We start from the raw sequence: 20495 nt of genomic DNA on the forward strand, positions 1-20495 counted from the left end.
CTCTCCCCTCGGGGAGAGGTCGGATTGCCCCGAATTGCCCTTGCAATTTGGTTGGCAATCCGGGTGAGGGTTCTTACCCCGCGATCATATCCGCCTTGGCTGGCCGCCCCGCCACATAAACCTCGCGGACAGTGCGGTCGTCACCCAGCGTTTGCAGGAGAAACAGTTCCTGCGCCAGCGTCTCGACCGTTTCCATCCTGAGCCGCATCGCCGGCGTTGCCCTGGCGTCCAGCACGACGATGTCGGCATCGCTGCCTTCATCCAGCGTGCCGATCTTGTCAGCCACCGACAGCGCCTCGGCATTGCCGCGCGTCATCTGCCAGAAGGACTGGAGCGGGTTGAGCTTCTCTCCGTTCAGCGCGATCACCTTGTAGCCCTCGTCCATGGTGCGCAGCATGGAGTAGTTGGTGCCGCCGCCGACATCGGTGGCAGCGGCGATCCGGACCGGCTTGTCGCGGCGCCGGAAGCGCTGGTAGTCGAACAGGCCGGAACCGAGGAACAGGTTGGAGGTCGGGCAGAACACCGCTACCGAGCCCGAGTCCGAAAGCGCATCCGCTTCGCGCTCCGACAGATGGATGCAATGTCCAAACAGGCTCTTTTTGCCCAACAGCCCGTAGTGCTCGTAAACGTCGGTATAGTCGCGCGACCACGGGTAGAGTTCCTGCGTGAAAGCGATTTCGGCGTGGTTTTCCGACAGATGCGTCTGCATGTGCAGGTCGGGATATTCCCGACACAGCGCGCCCGCCATCTCCATCTGCTCCGGCGACGAGGTGATGGCGAAGCGCGGCGTGATGGCGTAGTGCTGCCGTCCCTTGCCATGCCATTCCTTGATCAGCGCCTTCGTGTCGTCGTAACCCGATTGCGGTGTGTCGAGCACGCCGTCGGGCGCATTGCGATCCATCATCACCTTGCCGGCAATGTTGAGCATGTTGCGGTCATGCGACTCGGCGAAAAAGGCTTCGGCTGAAGCCTTGTGCACCGAGCAGTAGGCGGCGACCGTCGTTGTACCGTGGCGCACCATTTCGTCGAGGAACAGCCGCACGATGCGGCGGCCGTGCTGGGCGTTGGCGAACTTCGTTTCCTCCGGAAAGGTGTAGGTTTTCAACCAGTCGAGCAGTTCTGCGCCATAGGAGGCGATGACCTGCATCTGCGGAAAATGCACATGGGCATCTATAAAGCCGGGCAGCAGCAGATGCGGCCGGTGGTCGATTTTCTTCGCCGTCTCGCCGGCCTGCTTTTCAACATCGGCATAGGTGCCCGCAGCGACGATCCGGCGGTCGCGGATCAGCAGGCCGCCATCCTCCTCGTAGCGCCAGGCGGAATGATCGTCGATGGTCTGCGGCCAGCGCACGAAGGACAGCGTGCGGCCGCGCAGAAGTGTCGAGTTCATGCTATCTCCCTGCGCCTTCGAACCAAGCCACCAGCAGTGCCCTTTCCTTGTCGGTAATCTGGCTGACGTTGGCGGGCGGCATGGCGTGGCTGCGACCGGCCTGCAGATAGATCTCGCGGGCGTGGTTGGCGATATCCGCATCGGTGTCGAGCATCACGCCCTTGGGCGCATGATAGATGCCCTCATAGACCGGCTCCGCCGCGTGGCACATCGAGCAGCGGCCGAGCACGGTGTCGCGCACGGCCGGGAAATGCGCTGAAGCGACATAGATTTGCGCCGACGCCGATTCCTTGGGCTCGCCGGTCAGCACCTTCGGCGCGGTCGACAGCCAGATGATGACGATGAACAGGACAAGTGCCGCCATCCAGGTCCAGGTCGGGTTGCCCTTGCGCGCGTGGACCGAGTTGAAATAGTGCCGGATCAGCACGCCGATGATGAACACCAGCGAGGCGATGACCCAGTTGAACTCAGTGCCGAACGCCAGGGGATAATGGTTCGACAGCATCAGAAACAGCACCGGCAGCGTCAAATAGTTGTTGTGCAGCGAGCGCTGCTTGGCGATCTTGCCGTATTTCGGATCGGGCTTGCGGCCAGCGATGAGGTCGGCGACAACGATCTTCTGGTTGGGGATGATAACCATGAAGACGTTGGCCGACATGATCGTGGCGGTGATGGCGCCCAGATGCAGGAAGGCGGCGCGGCCGGTGAAGAGATGCGTCAGCCCCCAGGCGATGAACACCAGCACACAGTAGAGCACCAGCATCAGGCCGGTGTCGCTTTTGCCGAGCGGCGAGCGGCACAGCAGATCATAGACCACCCAGCCGACGCCGATCGTTGCCAACGACAGCAGGATGCCGACCGGGACGGACATTGGGAGCACGTTGGGATCGATCAGGAACAGATCGGCCCCGGCATAATAGACGACGCACAGCATGGCGAAGCCGGACAGCCAGGTGGCGTAGGATTCCCATTTGAACCAGGTCAGATGCTCGGGCATTTCGGCCGGCGCCACCAGATATTTCTGGATGTGGTAAAAGCCGCCGCCATGCACCTGCCATTCCTCGCCGAAGGCGCCGACGGGCATGCGGGGACGCTGGCGCAGGCCGAGGTCGAGCGCGACGAAGTAGAAGGACGAGCCGATCCAGGCGATGCCGGTGATGACGTGCAGCCAGCGCACGGCAAAACTTAGCCAGTCCCAGAAAATCGCGAAATCCATCATTGAAATCGTCCCTGCCGATTGGGCGACTTTACGGGTTGGAGCGCAAACGGAAAGAGGCGAGGCGCACGATGACTTTCAAAAAAAAATGGAAAATACTAGGGTAGTCACACGCAGCAGGATGGGAGCCGCCCGAAGGCGGCCTCAGGAAAGCCACGAAACCGCATGGCCTATCTGGACAACATTGCCGTCTTCGTTCGCGTGGTCGAACTCGGCAATCTGTCGGCGGCCGGTCGCGACATGCGGATTTCGCCGGCGGTCGCCTCCAACCGCATCAAGGAGTTGGAGAAGCACCTGGGCGTGCGTCTGTTCAACCGCACGACGCGGCAATTGATGCCGACCGAGCATGGCACGGTTTTTTACGGGGGCGCCAAGCAGGTCTTGGAGGCGATCACCGAGGCGGAAGCCGCGGTCTCGGCGCTTTCCGGCCAGCCGCGCGGCACCATCCGCGTTACGGCACCCTTGGGCCTCGGCCGCCGGCTGGTCGCCTCGGGCATTCCCGATTTTCACGACAAATACCCAGACATCGAGGTGAGGCTGAGGCTTTCGGACCACAATGTCGACATCATGAAGGAAGGCATCGATGTCGCCTTCCGGCTCGGCATCATCGAAGATTCCAGCCTCAGGATGCGCGGCATCATGGAATGCGAGCGCGTGCTGGTGGCGGCGCCGAAATATCTCGAGGCCCGCGGCGAACCGTTGGAGCCGCAGGAGCTGATCGGCAAGAAGCACGACTGCCTGATGCTGCGTTATTCCGGCGCGCGCGAATATGTGTGGACGCTGCAGACCCCCACAGGCCCGCAGAAATTCGAGGTGCACGGGCCCTACGACACCGACGATGGCGACGTGCTGACCGGCTGGGCGCTTTCGGGGCGCGGCATCATCAACAAGCCGCGCTTCGAGGTCGAGCCATTCATCCGCGACCGGCGGCTGAAGGTGATCCTGAGCAGCACGCCACCGACACCGGTGCAGTTCGCCGCCGTCTATCCGCACAAGAAGCTGCAGGATCCAAAAGTACGGCTGCTGCTCGACTTCATGGCCGAGCGCTGCCAGCGACTGATCAACGATCTGCTAGCTGGGAAATAATGCTGGCCGGCACGTGACCGGCGCTTGGCCCAGCGCCAGCGGTTGCCATCCCTGGATGTGGCGAACATAGTTCGGGTGGTATTTCGTCTCGCAGGGACCATCGATGGACAACGGCGCCACAATGCATCTTGCCGTTTCGCTGTTTCCGGGAACCATCGATCCATCACCGGGGCGGGAATTCAGCCGCCTGGCCGGTTTAGTGCAAAAGGCCGAAGCGGCGGGCCTGGACATGGTGCTGCTTGCCGATTCAGCGCCGGCTTCCGGCGGCGGTGCCGCGAACAGTCCGATGCCCTTCGAAGCGACCACTTTGCTGGCCGCATTGGCAACTGTCACAAGCAGGATCGGCCTGGTTGCCGCTGCCTCGACAATTGCCCACCAACCCTACAATCTGGCGCGCCGTTTCGCTTCGCTCGACATCATCAGCCATGGCCGCAGTGGCTGGAACGCGACCATGGCGCAGGCGCCACGGGAAACAGCCAATTTCAGCCGGCCCGAAGGATTTTCGCCTGACGATTTCCGCCGTCGCAGTGAGGAATATATCGGCATCGTGCAAGGTCTGTGGCAGGGCTGGGATGCGGACGCGCTGCTGTTCGACCAGAGCGGCGGCCGCTTCCACGACCCCGAAAAAATGCACCTGCTCGAGCACAAGGGCGCGTTCTTTTCCGTGCGCGGACCGCTGAACGTCGCCCGGTCGCCGCAGGATACGCCAGTGCTCGTCTTGTCGGGCCTGCAGGAATCCGACTTCGATATTGCCGCTCGCACCGCCGATATCATCCTGCTGGACGGCGGACCGGTGGAGGGCACGACAGAACGCTATGACGATATCCGGCGCCGTGTCACGGCGTGCGGACGCGATCCGGACGCTGTGAAAGTGCTGACGAACGTCGCGCCTACCGCTGATAGTAAGCCGGCTGCCCTCGCCGAGAGGCTGGAAAAGGAATTCCGGGCGAGAGGCTGCGACGGGTTCAACATCCTGATGCCGGCACAGCTTTCAGCGCTCGACGATTTCGTCGATCTGGTTTTGCCGGAACTGAGGCAGCGCGGCCTGTTTCGAGAGAACTATCGCGGCACGACGTTGCGCTCGCATCTCGGGCTTGCCGGCGGAGGTGACCGATGACCGCTCGCCAGATGAAACTCGGCGCCTTCCTGTGGGCGACAGGCCACCACATCGCCGCCTGGCGCCATGCCAAGGCGCACGTCACCGCCGGCACTGACATCGACCACTACATCGCGCTGGCGCGCACGGCAGAGGCGGCGAAGTTCGACATGATCTTCTGCGAGGACGCCGCCGGCCTGCGCGAGGCCAATATCGGCATCGCCAGCCAGACGTCGCGCTCGATCGGCTTCGAGCCGATCAGTCTGCTTTCGGCGCTTGCCGTCCAGACCAGCCGCATCGGCCTCGTCTCGACAGCCTCGACGAGCTACAACGAGCCCTATGGGCTCGCACGAACCTTCCTGTCGCTCGATCATCTGAGTGGCGGCAGGGCCGGCTGGAACCTGGTCACCTCGGCCAGCCCCATCGAGGCCGCCAATTTCGGCTCGACCGGCCTCAAGCCCCATGCCGATCGCTATGAGCGCGCGCGTGAATTCGCCGAAGTCGTCACCGGGCTCTGGAACGGCAAGCTCGGCGCCTCCGGTCACGACGGCCAGAGCTTTTCGGTTCGCGACCCGCTCGATCTGCCACGCTCGCCGCAGGGCGCCCCGGTCATGGTTCAGGCCGGCGCCTCGGATGTCGGCCGCGACCTTGCCGCCCGCACCGCCGATGTGGTGTTCACCGCGGCGCAGACCTTCGAGGAAGCGAAGGCCTTTTACGACGATCTCAAGGGACGTCTGGCGGCCTATGGGCGCGAGCCTGACGACATCAAGATCATGCCCGGCGTCGCGCCGGTGGTGGCGGAGACCGAAGCGGAGGCCCTTGAAAAATATGAGGAATTGCAGGCGCTGATCCCCGACGATGTCGGCGTTGCGCTGCTGTCCAGCTATCTCAGCATCTCCGATCTGTGGCGCTACCCGATCGACGGGCCGCTGCCGGATCTGCCGGAGAGCGAGGGGATGAAAAGCCGGCAGGCGCTGGTCATCGAGCAATCGCGCCGCGACGGCCTCTCCATCCGCCAGCTTGCCCGGCATTTCGCCGGCGCGCGTGGCCATTGGCGCATCGTCGGCACTGCGGCCCAAGTCGCCGACGAACTGCAGGCTCGGTTCGAGGGTGGCGCGGCCGACGGTTTTAACGTCATGCCGTCATATTTCCCAGGCGAACTGGATGCCTTTGCCACGCTCGTCGTGCCGGAACTGCAGCGACGCGGCCTGTTCCGCAAGGAGTACGAGGGCCGCACATTGCGCGACCAACTGGGTTTGAAACAGCCGGTTAACTGCGGCGCAGCTTAGCCCGCCATCACCCTGCCATGCGGAATTTGGTGGTCGGCACTTAAGGCTGCGCTGTGACTGACCAGCGCCGTCATGATCTCGGCCGCGGCCAGCGCCGCAATAACCTGTGGGCGCTTGTCCTTGACGGTGTCGCCGCCGATTGGCGAGACGAGGCGGGCAAACTCGGCTGGCCTGCCGTCCGCCGATTTCAGGAACCAGGTCCTGAACGTCGCTTTCTTGGTCTTCGAGCCGATCATGCCGACATAGGCGGCATCGCCGCGTTTCAGCGCCTCGGCGACGATCAGGAAATCCAGCGCATGATCGTGGGTCAGGATGGCGAAGGCGGCGCCAGCGGGAGCGTTTCGCACCATCGCTTCCGGCATAGCTGTCAGCCTGGTCTCGACGGATTCCGGCATGCCTTCCAGTGCTTCGGCCCGCGTCTCGATGACGATGCCGTGCACGGGAAGAAGTGCGATCGTCGACGCCAGCGCCTGGCCGACATGGCCGCCGCCGAAGATGTAGACACGCGGCAGGTGCGCCTCCTCGGCTTCCGCAGCCGCAACCAGATCGGCGGCAAGGGCTGCATCGACGAGCCGGATCAGCACTTCGACGCGCCCGCCGCAGCATTGGCCGATTTCCGGGCCTAGCGGCACATCGAGGGTCGCGCGGCTTTCCCTGCCCCTTGAGGGGAGGGTGGCGGCGAAGCCGCCGGGTAAGATCGGATCGGCGCGGGTTCTCTCCCCCCTTGAGGGGGAGAAAAGCATCTGCCGGGCTTTGTCGATCGCCATGTATTCGAGTTGACCGCCGCCGATGGTGCCAAAGATCGCCGCCTGCGAGACGAGCATGAAGGCGCCCTTCTCGCGTGGCGTCGAGCCTTTTGTTCCGGTCACTTCGACCAGGGCAACCTGGCCGGCGCTGGTGAGAAAGGCTTTCAGGCTTTGCACTTTCGAGTTCATGGTTCACATTCCCGAATGGGAAATATAGGTTTTTCGGCCCAGATTGCACATTCTGCCAGATTCAGGCGCCGGCCTTCGTCTCTTTCTTCAGCCTCTCGATCGCCATCAGCACCCGCTCCGGCGTTGCAGGAGCATCGAGGCGCGGACAGATCTTGTGGTCGGCGACGCTGGCCACTGCATCCGACAGGGCGTGCAGCACCGACATGCCGAGCGGGAACGGCGGCTCGCCGACTGCCTTGGAGCGGTGGATGGTCGGCTCGCTCGCTTCCGGCCAGTCGGCCAAGGTGACGTTGAATATCTTCGGCCGGTCGGAGGCGAGCGGGATCTTGTAGGTCGATGGCGCGTGCGTGCGCAGCCGGCCCTTGGCGTCCCACCACAGTTCTTCCGTCGTCAGCCAGCCCATGCCTTGGATGAAGCCGCCCTCGATCTGGCCGATGTCGATGGCGCTATTCAGAGATCGGCCGCAGTCATGCAGAATATCGGTGCGCTCGACCATGTATTCGCCGGTCAGCGTGTCGACCGAGACCTCCGAGCATGACGCGCCATAGGCGAAATAGTAGAAGGGGCGGCCTTCGCCCTTGTCGCGGTTCCAATGGATTTTCGGCGTCTTGTAGAAACCCGCCGCCGACAGCTGGATGCGGGCCATATAGGCCTGCTTGACGAGGTCGGCGAAGGCGATCTCCTGGTTGCCGATGCGCACCCGGTTGGGCAGGAACAGCACCTGATCGCGCGGCACCTGATATTTTTCGGCGGCGAAATCGATCAGCCGGTCCTTGATCTGGCGAGCGCCGTTTTGCGCCGCCATGCCGTTGAGGTCGGAGCCGGACGACGCCGCCGTGGCCGAAGTGTTCGGCACCTTGCCGGTCGTGGTCGCGGTGATCTTCACCTGGTCTAGGTCGATCTGGAACTCTTCCGCCACTACCTGCGCCACTTTGACGTAGAGGCCCTGCCCCATCTCGGTGCCGCCATGGTTCAGATGCACCGAACCATCGGTATAGACGTGCACCAGCGCGCCGGCCTGGTTGTAGTGGGTGGCGGTGAACGAGATGCCGAACTTGACCGGCGTCAGCGCCAGGCCCCGCTTGATGAAACGGCTGTTGGCATTGAAGGCCGATATTTCGCGCCGTCGCCGCGCATAGCTGGCGCTTTCCTCCAGCTCGGCGACGATGCGCTGGATGATGTTGTCATCGACCGTCTGGTGGTACGGCGTGATGTTGCGCTCTGATATGCCGTAGAAATTCTTCTTGCGGATTTCGAGTGGATCCTTGCCGACGGCAAAGGCGACCTCGTCGATGACGCGCTCGGCACTCACCATGCCTTGCGGGCCGCCGAAACCACGGAAGGCGGTGTTCGACACGGTGTTGGTGTAGAGCGGCGCCGATTGCGCATGCACAGCCGGCCAGAAATAGGTGTTGTCGCAGTGGAACAGCGCGCGATCCGTCACCGGGCCGGAAAGGTCCGACGAAAAACCGCAGCGCGCCGCGAACATGAAATCGACACCGAGGATGTTGCCCTCGTCATCGAAGCCGACTTCGTAGTCGACGAGGAAATCATGACGCTTGCCGGTGGCGATCATGTCGTCATCACGGTCGGGCCGGATTTTCACGGCGCGATGGTGTTTCTTCGCGGCGATCGCCGCCAATGCGGCAAACTGGTTGCCTTGCGTTTCCTTGCCGCCGAAGCCGCCGCCCATGCGGCGGATTTCCACCGTGATGGCGTTGCTCGGCACGCCGAGCGCATGGCTGACCATGTGCTGGACTTCGCTCGGATGCTGGGTCGAGGAATAGATGGTGACGTCCTGATCCTCGCCCGGAACGGCCATGGCGATATGGCCTTCGAGGTAGAAGTGTTCCTGGCCGCCGATGCGCATTTTTCCCTTTAGCCGGCGCGGCGCCTGACGGATCGCTGTAGCGGCATCGCCGCGCTTCAGGGTGAGAGGCGGCGTGACGAGCTTGTCCTTCTTCGGATCGAGCGCGCCAATGTCGGTGACGAAGGGCAATTCCTTGTATTCGACCTTGGCCAATCTGGTGGCGCGACGCGCCTGCTCGCGCGTCTGCGCAATGACGCAAAAGATTGGCTGGCCATAGAATTGCACCTTGCCGTCGGCCAGCACCGGCTCGTCGTGGCGGCCTGTCGGCGAAATGTCGTTCTCGCCCGGCACATCCTTGGCCGTCAGCACGTCGACAACACCGGGCGCTGTACGCACCGCCGAGAGATCCATGCTGGTAACCGTGGCATGCGTGGCGGCAGAAAGCCCGAGGCAGCCATGCAGCGTGCCGGCCGGTTCCGGCATGTCGTCGATATAGACGGCGGTGCCGCTGACATGCTTGTGGGCGGAGTCGTGGCGCTGATCGGTGGCGACGCCGCCGGCGATCTTTTCAGCCTTCAGATTGGGGGGAGCGTGCTTGTTCATCATGCCGCCTCGTGCCTCGAAACCTGGATCGGCTCCCTGGTACCGCTGGTCTCGGCGAAGAAGCGCAGCAAGAGATTGCGCGCCGCGAGCGCACGATACTCGGCCGAGGCCCGCATGTCGGTGAGCGGGGTGAAATCCCTGGCATATTCGACCATCGCCGCGTCAACCGTGGTCTCCGTCCATGGCTTGCCGAGCAGCGCTTTTTCGACAGAAGACGCCCGCTTCGGCGTCGCCGCCATGCCGCCATAGGCAATGCGCACCTCCGCCACCGTGCCATCGCTGGCCAGCGTCAAGAAGAAGGCGCCGAGGGCCGCGGTGATGTCCTCATCGCGGCGCTTGGTGATTTTGTGGACGGCGAATTTCGTGCCCTTGACCGGAACCGGAACGTGCACGGCCTCGACGAATTCGCCCGGCTGCCGGTCCTGTTTGCCATAGGCAATGAAGAAGGTTTCCAGTGGAATCGAGCGCCGCTTCTTGCCCTTGCGCAGGGTGAGACTTGCGCCAAGAGCGATCAAGGGCGGCGGCGTGTCGCCGATCGGCGAGCCGTTGGCGATATTGCCGCCGATGGTCCCCATGTTGCGCACCTGTTCGCCGCCGATGCGATCGAACAACGGCCCCAGCGCCGGGATACGCTTCGCCAATATCGCGAAGGCATCAGTGTAGGTGACGCCCGCGCCGATCGAAATGATGCCGTTGTCTTCCGAGATGGTGCAAAGTCCGTCGAGATTGCCGATGAAAATGGCCGGCGAAATATCGCGCATGTGCTTGGTCACCCAGAGGCCGACATCGGTTGAGCCGGCAACGATGGTGGCGTTGGGGTCCCTGTCCAGCACAGCGGCGAAATCGTCGACATTGCCCGGTACGACCAGCCGCGTCTTGGCCGAACCGATCTCAATCCGGGCGCCGTCATGCATGGCCTCGAGCCTGGCGGTGATCGCCTTGCGCTCCGCCGCCAGCGGATCTTTTGCCGCTTTGCCGTAGCTCGAGATGGCCTGGGCCGCGCGCATGATCGCCTCGTAGCCGGTGCAGCGGCAGAGATTGCCTTGCAAGGCCTTTTCGATATCCGCGTTCGACGGATTCGACGACTTCATCCACAGGCCATAGAGCGACATGACGAAGCCCGGTGTGCAGAAGCCGCATTGCGAGCCGTGGAAATCGACCATCGCCTGCTGCACCGGATGCAGTTGGCCTGATACGCCGCGCAGATGCTCGACGGTCACGACATGGGTGGCGTCCAACGAGCCGAGGAAACGGATGCAGGCATTGACGCTTTCATAGACCAGCCCGCCGGCCGAGAGCTTGCCGACCAACACGGTGCAGGCGCCGCAATCGCCCTCGGCGCAGCCTTCCTTGGTGCCGCGCAGCGACCGGTCGAGCCGCAGCCAGTCGAGCAGGGTCGCGTCGGGTGCCACCGACGAAAGCGCGACGTCCCTGCCGTTGAGGATGAAGCGGATTTCATTGCGGATGCTAATTTTGGCCATGCCTCAGCTCCCCCTGTAGGTCGAATAGCCATAGGGCGAGACGAGCAGCGGCACATGGTAGTGCAGCGGTTCGGCCATGCCGAAGCGGATCGGTATCACATCGAGAAAGGCGGGGTTCGGCAGGCTCGACCCCTGCTGGCGCAAATAGTCGCCTGCGGCGAAGACCAGTTCGTATTCTCCGGGGCGGAACTCCGCGCCGGCGAGCAGCGGCTTGTCACAACGGCCGTCGGCATTGGTGACAACGGTCTTCAAATGTGTCCGCGCCTTGCCCTCGAGGTGATAAAGCGCGATCGACAATCCCGCCGCCGGCTTGCCTGTCGCCGTGTCGAGGACATGGGTCGTCAGACGCCCGCCATCGGCATTCGACGTTTCTGCCATTGGCCGCCTCCCATTTCCGGTACGAGCGAATTGGCCCGGTACGATCAAGTATCAACAGTGAATTGTGCGCCAATTAAAGGCGATGCATAAGTCCCGGTCGAGCGGAGTGCGACAAAAACACTTTCAAAAATTTTCGGGGGAATGCGAGAAGCACCCTTTCGATATTCTGATCATACTTCGGGCCATGCCCGGCGGGAGGGACGATGCGTTACAGCAGAGACATGCGCGGCTACGGAGTCAATCCGCCGGACCCGAAATGGCCTGGCGGCGCGCATGTCGCCGTGCAGTTCGTCGTCAACTACGAGGAAGGCGGCGAGAACTGCGTGCTGCATGGCGACAAGGCGTCCGAAGCCTTCCTGTCGGAAATCGTCGGCGCGGCACCCTGGGTGGGCCAGCGCCACTGGAACATGGAATCCATCTACGAATACGGTGCCCGCGCCGGTTTCTGGCGGTTGCTGCGGCTGTTCAGCGAGGCCGAGGTGCCGATCACCTGCTATGGCGTCGCCACCGCGCTCGCCCGTTCGCCGGATCAAGTCACGGCCATGCAGGAAGCCGGCTGGGAGATCGCCTCGCACGGGTTGAGATGGATCGACTACCGCGACCACAGCGCCGAGGATGAGCGCCGCGACCTCGAGGCGGCGATCAAGCTGCACTACGAAGTGACCGGCGCGCGCCCGACCGGCTGGTATACGGGTCGCACATCGATCAACACAGTGCGGATTGTGGCGGAAGAAGGCGGTTTCGACTATGTGTCGGACACCTATGACGACGAGCTGCCCTACTGGTTCGAGCATGATGGCGGCGCGCAGCTCATCATTCCCTATACGCTCGACGCCAACGACATGCGGTTCGCAACGCCGCAGGGCTTCAACTCCGGCGACCAGTTCTTTGCCTATTTGAAGGACAGCTTCGACACGCTCTATGCCGAGGGCAAGGCAGGCCGGCCACGCATGATGAACATCGGCCTGCACTGCCGCCTCGTCGGGCGGCCGGGCCGGGTGGCGGCGCTGAAGCGCTTCGTCGACTATGTGAAGTCGCACGACAGGGTCTGGCTGGCGCGGCGCATCGACATCGCCCGCCACTGGCAAGAGGTCAATCCTTATCAACCGGCGGCACTCCGCCCCTCGAAGATGGAATTCGAGACCTTCGTCCACACTTTCGGCGGCGTGTTCGAGCATTCGCCCTGGATCGCCGAACGCGCCTACGAACTGGAACTGGGCCCGGCGCATGACACTTCAGGCGGCCTGCACAATGCGCTTTGCCGTGTCTTCCGGTCCGCCAGCGAAACCGAGCGGCTTTCCGTGCTCAACGCTCATCCCGACCTTGCCGGCAAACTTGCCAAGGCCAAACGGCTGACGGCGGAATCGACCAGGGAACAGGCTTCGGCCGGCCTCGACGCGCTGACCGACAAGGAGCGCGAACTGTTTTCCAAGCTCAACGCCGCCTACGTCACCACTTTCGGTTTCCCCTTCATCATCGCGGTGAAGGGCAAGACGAGGCAAGAGATTCTGGCGGAATTCGAGGCGCGCATCGGCAACAGCCGCGGCGTCGAATTCGAAACCGCCTGCAAACAGGTCGAGCGCATCGCGCTGCTCCGCCTCAAAGACATGCTTCCGCAATAGGTTTGAACCCATGGATACGATCAGGATGCCCGAGCGAACCTATTACGCACCACATGGCGGCCACCCCGGCCAGAGCGAGCTTCTGACCGGCCGCGCCGTCTTCACCGAGGCCTATGCCGTCATTCCCCGGGGTGTGATGCAGGACATCGTGACCAGTGCGTTGCCGTTCTGGGACAAGACCCGCGCCTGGATCTTGTCGCGACCGCTATCCGGTTTTGCCGAGACGTTCTCGCAATACATTGTCGAGGTCGCGCCGAGCGGCGGCAGCGAGCGGCCGGAACCCGATGCCGGCGCCGAGGGCGCCCTGTTCGTGGTCGAGGGCGAGTTGACGGTTCTGCTTGCCGGCAAGAAGCATGTCTTGCGGCCCGGCGGCTTTGCCTTCCTGCCGCCGGCCAGCGGCTGGACGGTTCGCAACGAAAGCAAGGCCGACGTGCGCTTCCACTGGATTCGCAAGGCTTACGAGGTGGTTGGCGGTCTCGATGTGCCGGAAGCCTTCTTCACCAACGAGCAGGAGATCGCGCCAACCCCTATGCCCGGCACCGAAGGCCGCTGGGCGACGACGCGGTTCGTCGATCCGGCCGATTTGCGCCACGACATGCACATGACCATTGTCACGCTGGAACCCGGCGCGGTCATTCCCTTCGCCGAGACCCATGTCATGGAGCATGGGCTCTATGTGCTGGAGGGCAAAGCGGTCTATCGCCTCAACCAGGACTGGGTCGAGGTCGAGGCCGGCGACTATATGTGGCTGCGCGCCTTCTGTCCGCAGGCCTGCTACGCGGGCGGCCCGGGAAAATTCCGCTATCTGCTCTACAAGGACGTGAACCGGCACGCCAAGCTCGGCGGCGCCGGTGTCCCCGGGCGGACGCCGTGACGCGGATCATTGCGCGGCCACTGACCCGCGAGAGCTTTGCTCCGTTCGGCGACGTCATCGATATGGGCGGCGACAACCACTACCCGATCAATGGCGGCCGCGCGGAACGCTATCACGATCTGGCGACCGCCGAGGCGATCGGACCGAATGCCCGCGTGCTGATCTCGATGGTGCGCGGCACGCCTTACGAACTGCCGCTGAAGCTGAGCATGGTCGAGCGCCACCCCTTCGGCAGCCAGGCCTTCATCCCGCTGTCGCCGCGCCCATTTCTGGTCGTCGTCTGCCATGATGGCGATGAGGGGCCGGGCGAGCCGCATGCCTTCACCACCGCACCCGGACAAGGTATCAACTATTCCCGCAATCTCTGGCATGGCGTGCTGACGCCGCTCGGCGAGCCTCAGGACTTCCTGATCGTCGACCGGGGCGGCGACGGCTCCAATCTCGAAGAATTCCATTTCTCGCATGCTTACGAGATCCATCTCCCTTAATTTTTTGTGCATGTCGTTACCCCAAAACCGGGGCACTTTTGGGCGACATGCAGCAGGAGAGCCTGAAATGACCGACATTTCTTTGATCGACCGCCTGCTCGACGTGATCGAACACGACATCGTGCCGAAGACGGCCGACGGTGTTGTCCATGGCAACAAGCTGTTCGGCGCGGCGATCCTGCGCAAGGACGACCGTTCGCTGGTGCTGGCCGAGACCAACAACGAGAGGGAAAACCCGCTCTGGCATGGCGAGGTGCACTGCCTGAAACGTTTCTACGAAATGCCGAAGGCGGAGCGCGTCGATACAAGAGACGCCATTTTCCTCGCCACGCATGAGCCCTGCTCGCTCTGCCTGTCGGCGATCACCTGGACTGGCTTCGACAATTTCTACTATCTGTTCAGCCACGAGGATTCGCGCGACAGTTTTGCCATCCCGCACGATCTGAAGATCCTGAAAGAGGTCTTCACCCTCGACCCCGGCGGCTACAATGCCGAGAATGCCTACTGGAAGAGCTTTTCTATCCGCAGGCTGGTGCGAGCGTTGCCCGAGGTAGAGCGGCAACGGCTGGAAATACGCATCGGCGCGATTTCGGCGCGCTACGATGATCTGTCCGGCGTCTATCAGGCGAACAAGGACGATAACGACATCCCGCTGAATTAGGGCTCTCGGCCTACCGGGGGGCACCCTTGAATTGCCACCTTTATGGTGGCATATTGCGTCATGGAGAAACGAAGGCTCACCTACGATCTTGATGCCATCAAGACGACGTTCGGGTCTGTCGATACGCTGGCGATCACGACGTCCGCTCTGCGGGATGCCACAGGCCTTGGCTTCGACCGTGCCGGCGTCGTCGAGGTAATCGGCGGCATGACGAGGAAAATGTTCGTGAAATCCATGACGACCTTTGCGGATCACCGGGTCTGGCAGGATGCCTATCACGTGCCCGTGCGCGACCTGATCCTCTACGTGAAATTCCAAGCGGATTCGTGACCGAGTTCACGGTCATGTCGTTCAAGGAGAAATGACCATGGCGACAAGAGAAGAAAATCGGACCATGATTTCCCCCGAAACCGGGGAAACGCTCACGCGTGACGTGCGTCCATTCACAGTGGCGTACAAGGGCGAGAGCATAATTGTCGACCTTCCGGGTTACTATCCAGCATCCGGTGACGAGGGTGTGCATATCGGAGGCGACATGGCTGCCGTCGATGCCGCACTACGCGCCCTCAAGGAGAGGATCGATGGCGTGCCGGCCCCGGCAACCATCCGCCGCATGCGCACAAAGCTCAATCTGTCGCAGCGCGAGGCAGGATCCCTGTTCAAGGTCGGCGAGAATGCTTTCGACAAGTATGAAAGGGGCCTGATCGAGCCGAGTGGCCCGACCATTCAATTGATGACGCTGCTGGAAAAACATCCTGAACTGCTGGATGAATTGCGGTAGCGGCACAGGTCGCATTTTTCGCTGCTCCAGTCGCGAATGGTGATTGAAAGTCGTCGCGCCGCGGGGCGTTATGCGGGCCATGAAAACAGTCACCGAATTTCCCCGCAAGGTCGTCGAGTTCCCGGATATGGGCATCGTCATGCCGGATGGCTGCCGGCTGTCGGCGCGGGTCTGGATGCCGGAAGATGCCGGCGATGATCCGGTGCCGGCGATCCTCGAGCATCTGCCCTACCGCAAGCGCGACGGCACCATCTTTCGCGATCAGCTGACGCATCCCTATTTCGCCGGCCACGGCTATGCCTCTATCCGCGTCGATATGCGCGGCAATGGCGATTCCGAAGGGCTGATGGACGACGAATATTCCGAGCAGGAATTGCAGGACGCCTGCGACGTCATCGCCTGGGCGGCAAGCCAGCCCTGGTGCAACGGCAATGTCGGCATGATAGGCATTTCCTGGGGCGGCTTCAACTGCCTGCAGGTGGCGGCCAAGCAGCCGCCGGCGCTCAAAGCGGTGATCAGCCTGTGCTCGACCGTCGACCGCTACGCCGACGACATTCACTACAAGGGCGGCTGCCTGCTGATCGAGAACTTCGGCTGGGCCTCGACCATGCTGTCCTACTCGTCGCGGCCGCCGGACCCGCTGCTGGCCGGCGACAACAGATGGCGCGATCTGTGGCTGACCCGGCTGGAGAACCAATCCTTCCTGGCGCCGCTGTGGCTGAAGCACCAGCACCGTGATGCCTACTGGAAGCGCGGCTCGATCTGTGAGGATTTTTCCGCCGTCAAAGCCGCGGTGCTGTCGATCGGCGGCTGGCATGACGGCTACCGCAACACGGTCTCGCATCTGGCCAGCAACATCGAAGCCCCGGTCAAGGGCATTATCGGGCCATGGATCCACAAATACCCGCATTACGCAGGACCAAAACCCGCCATCGGCTTCCTGCAGGAGGCCTTGCGCTGGTGGGACCGCTGGCTCAAGAGTGTCGAAACCGGTGTCGAGTCCGACCCGGCCTACCGCGCCTATGTCATGGACAGCGTGCGTCCGGCGCGCTGGCACCCCGAGCGTCCCGGCCGCTGGATTGCCGAGCAGCAATGGCCCTCGCCAACCATCAAGACGCAGACGGTCGATCTGATCCCCGCAACAGAAAAACCGGCCATCGTTGCCTCGCCGCAAAGCTGCGGCTTGGCCGGCGGCGAGTATTTTCCCTTCACCTTCGGCCCCGAACTGCCAGGCGATCAGCGCCCCGACGATGCGCTGTCGGTGTGTTTCGACCAGCCGGAACTCAGTCAGGCCATCGACATCGTCGGCGCCCCGGAAGTCGAATTGCGGCTGTCCTCCGACCGTCCGCAGGCCAACATTGCGATCCGACTCTGTGACGTGCATCCCGATGGCGCCTCGGAACTGATTTCCTATGGCGTGCTCAATCTGACGCATCGCAATTCGCATGAATTTCCCGAGGCGCTGGTGCCGGGCGAACCCGTGTTCGTGCGCGTCGTGCTCGATCAATGCGGCTATCGCGTTCCGCCCGGCCACCACCTGCGTGTTGCCGTTTCGAACGCCTATTGGCCTGCCATCTGGCCGTCGCCGGAGCCGGTCCGGCTGACCTTGTCGGCGGCGACGCTCCGCTTGCCGCTGCGGCCGCTGGCGACAGACGACGAAGCGGCGTTCGCCGAACCGGAAGGTGCCACTCCCTGGGCAACGGAGACGATCCGCGCCAGCAATTCCGAGCGCCATATCGATCGTGACGAAAAGACGGGAATCGTGACGCTTTTCATCATTGATGATTTCGGTGAGGTCCGCGATCTCGATCACGGTCTTGCCAATGGCAGCATTGCCCGCGAGACCTGGACGATCCATCCCGACGATCCGCTGTCGGCCTCGGGCAAGACGCACTGGACACAGACCCTGTCGCGAAACGGATGGTCGGTACGCACCGAAACGACAGCCGAAATGCGATCGGACGCGCAAAACTTCATCGTCAGCGCCAGAATCGAGGCCTATGAGGACGAAACGCTCGTCTTCGAGCGCAATTTCGAGGAGAAGGTGCCGCGCGCGCTTCTTTGAGCGCCGATTTCATTGGTCCAATTGCGACGTACGATTTACGCCACGGCATGTCGCATTCGGTCTTGCTTACCGCTTTCCCTTGCGGTCATTATTCTCCTCACAAGAAACAAGAAAAACGACCGCAGAGTCGAACCAACAGAGTGAGGAACTCAAAATGTCGAACGAACTGGAATTTCTTAGCCGGCGTGTCGCGTCGGGCAAACTGAGCCGTCGTGATTTTCTCGGCCGGGCGGCGGCGCTCGGTATCTCCGCACCCTTCGCTAATTCGCTGCTTTCAAGCGCTGCACGCGCGGCAGGTCCGGTCAAGGGCGGCACACTGAAGGCCGGACTTGTCGGCGGCGAGTCCACCAACAGCCTTGATCCGGCACTGTTCATGACTCAGGTGCCGTTCGCCTTCGGCAAGATGTGGGGCGAATTGATTGTCGAGCTTTCGCCGGAAGGCAAGCTCGAGAACCGCATCGCCGAGGAGATCGGCTCGTCGGACGACGCCAAGGTGTGGACGCTGAAGATCCGCGACGGCGTCGAATTCCACAACGGCAAGACGGTGACCGCCGAGGACGTGGCCGCCACACTTGAGCGCCATTCCGACGAGAAGTCGAAATCCGGCGCGCTCGGCTACATGAAGGGCATCGAGACCATCAAGGCCAGCGGCAAGGAAGTCGTGCTGACCCTGAAGGAAGCCAATGCCGATCTGCCCTATTTGCTCAGCGACTATCACCTGATCGTCCAACCGAATGGCGGCAAGGACAAGGCCGACGCAGGCATCTCGGCCGGTCCTTACAAGGTCACGACCAATGAGCCCGGCGTGCGCCATGGCGGCGAGCGTTTCGCCAATTATTGGCAGGGCGACAAGATGGGCCATGCCGACCAGATCGAGATCATCGTCATCAACGATGCGACGGCGCGCACCGCCGCCCTGCAAGGCGGCCAGGTCAACATGATCAACCGCGTCGAGCCGAAGATCGTCGACCTGATCAAGCGCCTGCCTGGCGTGACCATCCGCAACCATGCGGGTCCTGGCCACTATGTCTTCATCGCGCATTGCAACACCGCCCCCTTCGACAACAACGATCTGCGCATGGCCCTGAAGCTGGCCATCGACCGCGAAGAAATGCTCGACAAGATCCTGCGTGGCTACGGTTCGATCGGCAACGATTTCCCGATCAACGCTTCCTACCCGCTGTTCACTGATATCGAGCAGCGCAAGTACGATCCCGACAAGGCCAAGTTCCACTTCAAGAAGTCGGGCCATGACGGCGCCGTGCTGCTGCGGACTTCGGACGTCGCTTTCCCGGGCGCCGTCGACGCTTCCCAGCTCTTCCAGCAGAGCGCTGCCAAGGCCGGCATCAAGATCGAGCTCAAGCGTGAGCCCGGTGACGGCTATTGGAACGAGGTCTGGAACAAGCAGCCCTTCTGCGCTTCCTACTGGGGTGGCCGCTCGACCCAGGACCAGATGTACTCCACCGCTTATCTGTCGACCGCCGACTGGAACGACACGCGTTTCAAGCGCCCGGACTTCGACAAAATGGTGCTGGCCGCGCGCGCCGAGCTAGACGAGACCAAGCGCAAGCAGATGTACCATGACATGGCTGTCCTGGTCCGCGACGAAGGTGGCCTGATCTTGCCGATGTTCAACCAGTTCATCGACGCTACCGGCGCCAAGGTCGACGGCTGGGTCGACGATCCACATCAGGAGCTGATGAACGGTTACGCGCTGGCGAAGTGCTGGCTCGAAGCCTGAGCTTGGCCTTGCGGATATGTCCTCACCCATCTTGAAACTGGTGGCCCAGCGCGTTGCGCTGGGCATTCTCCTCTTGTTGGCCGTTTCGGTCCTGATCTTCGCCGGCACCCAGATCTTGCCCGGCGACGTCGCGCAAGCCATTCTCGGACAATCGGCGACACCGGAGTCGCTCGCCAATCTGCGCGAGCAGCTCGGCCTCAACGATCCGGCCTATATCAGGTATTTCCGCTGGCTCGGCGGTGTGCTGACCGGCGATCTCGGCACGGCCATGTCGAGCGGGCAGGATATCGCCACGTCGATCAAGGGGCGGCTGTGGAACACGCTGTTCCTCGCCTTCTGGGCGGCGATCGTCGCCGTGCCGCTGGCGATCATTCTCGGCCTGATCGCGGTGCGCTACCGCAATGGCTGGGTCGACAAGCTGATCTCCGGGCTGGCGCTGGCCTCGACCTCCTTTCCCGAGTTCTTCATCGGCTATGTGCTGGTCTATTTCTTCGCCGTGAAATGGCAAATCTTCCCGGGCATCTCGACCGTCTATGACGGCATGCCTTTTGGCGAGCGCATGCAGGCGATCGCCCTGCCGGCGGCAGCGCTGACGCTGGTCGTGCTCGCCCACATGATGCGCATGACACGCGCGGCGATCCTCAATGTCATGCAGTCGGCCTATGTCGAGACAGCGGAACTGAAGGGCCTGTCGGCCTTCAACGTCATCCGCAAGCACGCCTTCCCCAACGCCATCGCGCCGATCATCAACGTCGTCATGCTCAACCTCGCTTACCTCATCGTCGGCGTCGTCGTGGTCGAGGTGATCTTCGTCTACCCGGGCATGGGACAGTATCTGGTCGACCACGTCACCAAGCGAGACGTGCCGGTGGTGCAGGCGGTCGGCCTGATCTTCGCCGCCGTCTATATCAGCCTGAACATCATTGCGGACATAGCGGCCATCGTCGCCAATCCGCGTCTCAGACACCCGAAATAGGGG

At 62.6% G+C, this 20495-nt stretch carries 18 protein-coding genes; 12 read left to right on the forward strand and 6 right to left on the reverse strand.

What is annotated here, in order from left to right; all coding sequences use genetic code 11:
* Positions 1 to 73: 73 nt before the first annotated feature.
* Together guaD and NKI21_RS02070 are read right to left on the reverse strand one after the other, a co-directional pair.
* Positions 74 to 1390, reverse strand: a complete 1317-nt coding sequence (gene guaD, locus NKI21_RS02065) for a guanine deaminase (protein ID WP_352551288.1) — start codon at positions 1388 to 1390, stop codon at positions 74 to 76.
* A gap of 1 nt (position 1391) precedes the next feature.
* Positions 1392 to 2609, reverse strand: coding sequence for a urate hydroxylase PuuD (locus tag NKI21_RS02070; protein ID WP_352864315.1), 1218 nt, complete (start codon positions 2607 to 2609; stop codon positions 1392 to 1394).
* Between the two features lie 162 nt (positions 2610 to 2771).
* On the opposite strand from NKI21_RS02070, the gene NKI21_RS02075 reads away from it, so the two are divergent.
* The 3 genes from NKI21_RS02075 to NKI21_RS02085 all read left to right on the forward strand — a co-directional run bounded on the left by NKI21_RS02075 (position 2772) and on the right by NKI21_RS02085 (position 6077).
* The gene (locus NKI21_RS02075) at positions 2772 to 3692 is read left to right on the forward strand and encodes a LysR family transcriptional regulator (protein ID WP_128302775.1); all 921 of its coding nucleotides are present in this window, start codon (positions 2772 to 2774) and stop codon (positions 3690 to 3692) included.
* A 103-nt stretch (positions 3693 to 3795) separates the two neighbouring features.
* Positions 3796 to 4809, forward strand: a complete 1014-nt coding sequence (locus NKI21_RS02080; RefSeq protein ID WP_352672731.1) for an LLM class flavin-dependent oxidoreductase — start codon at positions 3796 to 3798, stop codon at positions 4807 to 4809.
* The gene (locus tag NKI21_RS02085) at positions 4806 to 6077 is read left to right on the forward strand and encodes an LLM class flavin-dependent oxidoreductase (protein WP_352672732.1); all 1272 of its coding nucleotides are present in this window, start codon (positions 4806 to 4808) and stop codon (positions 6075 to 6077) included. Before NKI21_RS02080 ends, NKI21_RS02085 begins: the two co-directional genes overlap by 4 nt.
* Here the strand turns inward: NKI21_RS02085 and xdhC are convergent.
* The 4 genes from xdhC to uraH all read right to left on the reverse strand — a co-directional run bounded on the left by xdhC (position 6074) and on the right by uraH (position 11284).
* A complete protein-coding gene (gene xdhC / locus NKI21_RS02090; RefSeq protein ID WP_352672734.1) occupies positions 6074 to 7012 on the reverse strand; it encodes a xanthine dehydrogenase accessory protein XdhC in 939 nt (312 codons plus the stop codon). The genes NKI21_RS02085 and xdhC overlap by 4 nt on opposite strands.
* A 61-nt stretch (positions 7013 to 7073) precedes the next feature.
* Positions 7074 to 9425 (reverse strand): xanthine dehydrogenase molybdopterin binding subunit, encoded by a 2352-nt coding sequence (gene xdhB, locus NKI21_RS02095; protein ID WP_352864562.1) that lies wholly within the window; start codon positions 9423 to 9425, stop codon positions 7074 to 7076.
* On the reverse strand, positions 9425 to 10906 hold the full coding sequence (xdhA, locus tag NKI21_RS02100) for a xanthine dehydrogenase small subunit (RefSeq protein WP_352794639.1): 1482 nt from the start codon (positions 10904 to 10906) through the stop codon (positions 9425 to 9427). Before xdhA ends, xdhB begins: the two co-directional genes overlap by 1 nt.
* A 3-nt stretch (positions 10907 to 10909) precedes the next feature.
* Complete coding sequence (gene uraH, locus NKI21_RS02105) at positions 10910 to 11284, reverse strand: hydroxyisourate hydrolase (protein ID WP_023813630.1); 375 nt, start codon at positions 11282 to 11284, stop codon at positions 10910 to 10912.
* Positions 11285 to 11487: 203 nt separating this feature from the next.
* Here uraH and puuE point away from each other — a divergent pair, with 203 nt between their 5' ends.
* The 9 genes from puuE (at position 11488) to NKI21_RS02150 (ending at position 20492) form a co-directional block, all read left to right on the forward strand.
* Positions 11488 to 12906 (forward strand): allantoinase PuuE, encoded by a 1419-nt coding sequence (puuE, locus tag NKI21_RS02110; RefSeq protein WP_023813631.1) that lies wholly within the window; start codon positions 11488 to 11490, stop codon positions 12904 to 12906.
* 10 nt (positions 12907 to 12916) lie between these two features.
* A complete protein-coding gene (locus NKI21_RS02115) occupies positions 12917 to 13780 on the forward strand; it encodes a bifunctional allantoicase/(S)-ureidoglycine aminohydrolase (protein ID WP_352864321.1) in 864 nt (287 codons plus the stop codon).
* Positions 13777 to 14268 carry an ureidoglycolate lyase gene (locus NKI21_RS02120; RefSeq protein ID WP_128302770.1) on the forward strand — a complete coding sequence of 164 codons (492 nt, stop codon included), beginning with the start codon at positions 13777 to 13779 and terminating at the stop codon, positions 14266 to 14268. Before NKI21_RS02115 ends, NKI21_RS02120 begins: the two co-directional genes overlap by 4 nt.
* A 67-nt stretch (positions 14269 to 14335) precedes the next feature.
* Positions 14336 to 14929: a nucleoside deaminase gene (locus NKI21_RS02125; protein WP_128302769.1), complete on the forward strand. Its 594-nt coding sequence runs from the start codon at positions 14336 to 14338 to the stop codon at positions 14927 to 14929.
* 60 nt (positions 14930 to 14989) lie between these two features.
* Positions 14990 to 15259, forward strand: coding sequence for a type II toxin-antitoxin system MqsR family toxin (locus tag NKI21_RS02130; RefSeq protein ID WP_352442651.1), 270 nt, complete (start codon positions 14990 to 14992; stop codon positions 15257 to 15259).
* Between the two features lie 37 nt (positions 15260 to 15296).
* Entirely contained in the window at positions 15297 to 15710 is a 414-nt protein-coding gene (locus tag NKI21_RS02135) for a type II toxin-antitoxin system MqsA family antitoxin (protein WP_023813636.1), read from the forward strand.
* A gap of 79 nt (positions 15711 to 15789) precedes the next feature.
* Positions 15790 to 17775 carry a CocE/NonD family hydrolase gene (locus NKI21_RS02140; protein WP_352442650.1) on the forward strand — a complete coding sequence of 662 codons (1986 nt, stop codon included), beginning with the start codon at positions 15790 to 15792 and terminating at the stop codon, positions 17773 to 17775.
* A 154-nt stretch (positions 17776 to 17929) separates the two neighbouring features.
* Positions 17930 to 19516 carry an ABC transporter substrate-binding protein gene (locus NKI21_RS02145; protein WP_023813638.1) on the forward strand — a complete coding sequence of 529 codons (1587 nt, stop codon included), beginning with the start codon at positions 17930 to 17932 and terminating at the stop codon, positions 19514 to 19516.
* A gap of 16 nt (positions 19517 to 19532) precedes the next feature.
* Entirely contained in the window at positions 19533 to 20492 is a 960-nt protein-coding gene (locus tag NKI21_RS02150) for an ABC transporter permease (RefSeq protein WP_127289704.1), read from the forward strand.
* Positions 20493 to 20495: the final 3 nt, after the last annotated feature.

This window comes from Mesorhizobium sp. M0715 (assembly GCF_040320355.1).
In the GTDB taxonomy this organism is placed as follows: Bacteria; Pseudomonadota; Alphaproteobacteria; order Rhizobiales; family Rhizobiaceae; genus Mesorhizobium.

Coding starts and splice junctions, on each gene's coding strand:
- NKI21_RS02130 (WP_352442651.1), top strand. CDS start 14,990: ATGGAGAAACGAAGGCTCACCTACGATCTTGATGCCATCAAGACGACG.
- NKI21_RS02080 (WP_352672731.1), top strand. CDS start 3,796: ATGGACAACGGCGCCACAATGCATCTTGCCGTTTCGCTGTTTCCGGGA.
- xdhB (WP_352864562.1), bottom strand. CDS start 9,425: ATGAACAAGCACGCTCCCCCCAATCTGAAGGCTGAAAAGATCGCCGGC.
- xdhA (WP_352794639.1), bottom strand. CDS start 10,906: ATGGCCAAAATTAGCATCCGCAATGAAATCCGCTTCATCCTCAACGGC.
- NKI21_RS02125 (WP_128302769.1), top strand. CDS start 14,336: ATGACCGACATTTCTTTGATCGACCGCCTGCTCGACGTGATCGAACAC.
- NKI21_RS02070 (WP_352864315.1), bottom strand. CDS start 2,609: ATGATGGATTTCGCGATTTTCTGGGACTGGCTAAGTTTTGCCGTGCGC.
- NKI21_RS02135 (WP_023813636.1), top strand. CDS start 15,297: ATGGCGACAAGAGAAGAAAATCGGACCATGATTTCCCCCGAAACCGGG.
- puuE (WP_023813631.1), top strand. CDS start 11,488: ATGCGTTACAGCAGAGACATGCGCGGCTACGGAGTCAATCCGCCGGAC.
- NKI21_RS02150 (WP_127289704.1), top strand. CDS start 19,533: ATGTCCTCACCCATCTTGAAACTGGTGGCCCAGCGCGTTGCGCTGGGC.
- xdhC (WP_352672734.1), bottom strand. CDS start 7,012: ATGAACTCGAAAGTGCAAAGCCTGAAAGCCTTTCTCACCAGCGCCGGC.
- NKI21_RS02085 (WP_352672732.1), top strand. CDS start 4,806: ATGACCGCTCGCCAGATGAAACTCGGCGCCTTCCTGTGGGCGACAGGC.
- NKI21_RS02115 (WP_352864321.1), top strand. CDS start 12,917: ATGGATACGATCAGGATGCCCGAGCGAACCTATTACGCACCACATGGC.
- NKI21_RS02145 (WP_023813638.1), top strand. CDS start 17,930: ATGTCGAACGAACTGGAATTTCTTAGCCGGCGTGTCGCGTCGGGCAAA.
- guaD (WP_352551288.1), bottom strand. CDS start 1,390: ATGAACTCGACACTTCTGCGCGGCCGCACGCTGTCCTTCGTGCGCTGG.
- NKI21_RS02140 (WP_352442650.1), top strand. CDS start 15,790: ATGAAAACAGTCACCGAATTTCCCCGCAAGGTCGTCGAGTTCCCGGAT.
- NKI21_RS02075 (WP_128302775.1), top strand. CDS start 2,772: ATGGCCTATCTGGACAACATTGCCGTCTTCGTTCGCGTGGTCGAACTC.
- uraH (WP_023813630.1), bottom strand. CDS start 11,284: ATGGCAGAAACGTCGAATGCCGATGGCGGGCGTCTGACGACCCATGTC.